Genomic DNA, 1371 nt, shown 5'->3' on the forward strand with positions numbered 1-1371 from the left:
CTCGAAAAATCTATGGTCACCCTCCTTTTTGCAAGGGTAGATTTTGGGTTTTGTGATTGGCTTGCCTAAATCTATACGGCGTCTGATTGGAGAGCACTTCCCCGCGCCACGATGAAAGTCGCGCCTGGCAGTCCTAAAAACCTTGGCGGCTTCGAGAGCCGGTTTTTCGAACAGGTTGTCTGCCAGGCCGTTATGCCGTTCACGTCATCCAATTTCTACAGTCGCAAAACCAGGTGGGTACTTCGTACTACTCAATTCTGTACGCCGCTCAGGCTGCCTTTGAAGCCTGAGCGGCGCGGTATTCGGTTTGCCGGGCAGCAAGCGCCCAAACGGTGCGAGCCAGTTTATTAGCCAATGCACAAGCGACGACATTGGAATGTCGGCGCGACAGCATTGCGCGTACCCAGTCTGCCAGCTTTCCTTTCTGCTTATCCAGACGCTGCATGTACGACCTGGCACACAGCACCAGCAGGCGGCGCAGATTCTTATCCCCTCGCTTGCTAATTCCGAAGAGAGTGGCTCGCCCTCCTGTACTGTACTGGCGCGGCACAAGGCCAACGGAGGCCGCGAAGTCTCGCCCGCAACCGTACTGCTTGCCATCGCCAAGCTCGACCGACAACAGGCTGGCTGTAATTGGCCCGACACCCGGCACCGCCATCAGTCGCTGACCCAGATCGTCTTCCTGCAGCTGCAACTGCAATTCCTTCTCCACTTCCGCAATCTGTTCGTCCAGGTACTTGTAGTGAGCGTGCAGGCGATTGAGAACGGCAATCAGCCGTACTGGCAGCGGGTGTTCTGCCAGTACGGAAGGAAGGCGTCTGATGGCGGCTGAACCGATGGGAAGACTGATACCAAATTCCAGCAGAAAGCCGTGGATCTGATTGGAGGCCTTGATCCGGTCACGAACAAGCGATTCCCTTACACGATGCAGGGCGCTGAGAATCTGTTGTACTTCCGTTTTTGGTGTGACAAAGCGCATGTTGGGACGGGAGGCAGCTTCGCAGATCGCTTCGGCGTCAATAAAGTCATTCTTGTTTCCCTTGACGAAGGGACGGACGAACTGAGGACTGATGAGCTTGACTTGGTGCCCAAACGTCATAAGGTGCCGCGCCATATGATGGGCGCCGGCACAGGCTTCCATGACAACGGTACAGGGATGAAACGTGGCGAAAAAGGTAATGAGCTGCTTGCGGGTGCACTTCTTGCGGAACACCGCTTTGCCACGGGCGTCTTGGCCGTGGAGGTGGAAAGAATGCTTCCCAAGGTCAATGCCGATCAGTATGACGTCTTGCATGATGGTCTCCTCGCTCAGAAAGTAAAACACCCACAAGGGTAACCGCTCGTAGGATGAAGGGTGACCATTTCATTACC

The 1371-nt window shown here is 55.2% G+C and carries 1 protein-coding gene; it reads right to left on the reverse strand.

What is annotated here, in order from left to right; genetic code table 11:
- Positions 1–268: 268 nt before the first annotated feature.
- On the reverse strand, positions 269–1294 hold the full coding sequence (locus JJB74_RS32940; protein WP_200598767.1) for an IS110 family RNA-guided transposase: 1026 nt from the start codon (positions 1292–1294) through the stop codon (positions 269–271).
- Positions 1295–1371: the final 77 nt, after the last annotated feature.

The sequence above is a fragment of the Noviherbaspirillum pedocola genome, from assembly GCF_016632335.1.
In the GTDB taxonomy this organism is placed as follows: Bacteria; Pseudomonadota; Gammaproteobacteria; order Burkholderiales; family Burkholderiaceae_D; genus Noviherbaspirillum_A; species Noviherbaspirillum_A pedocola.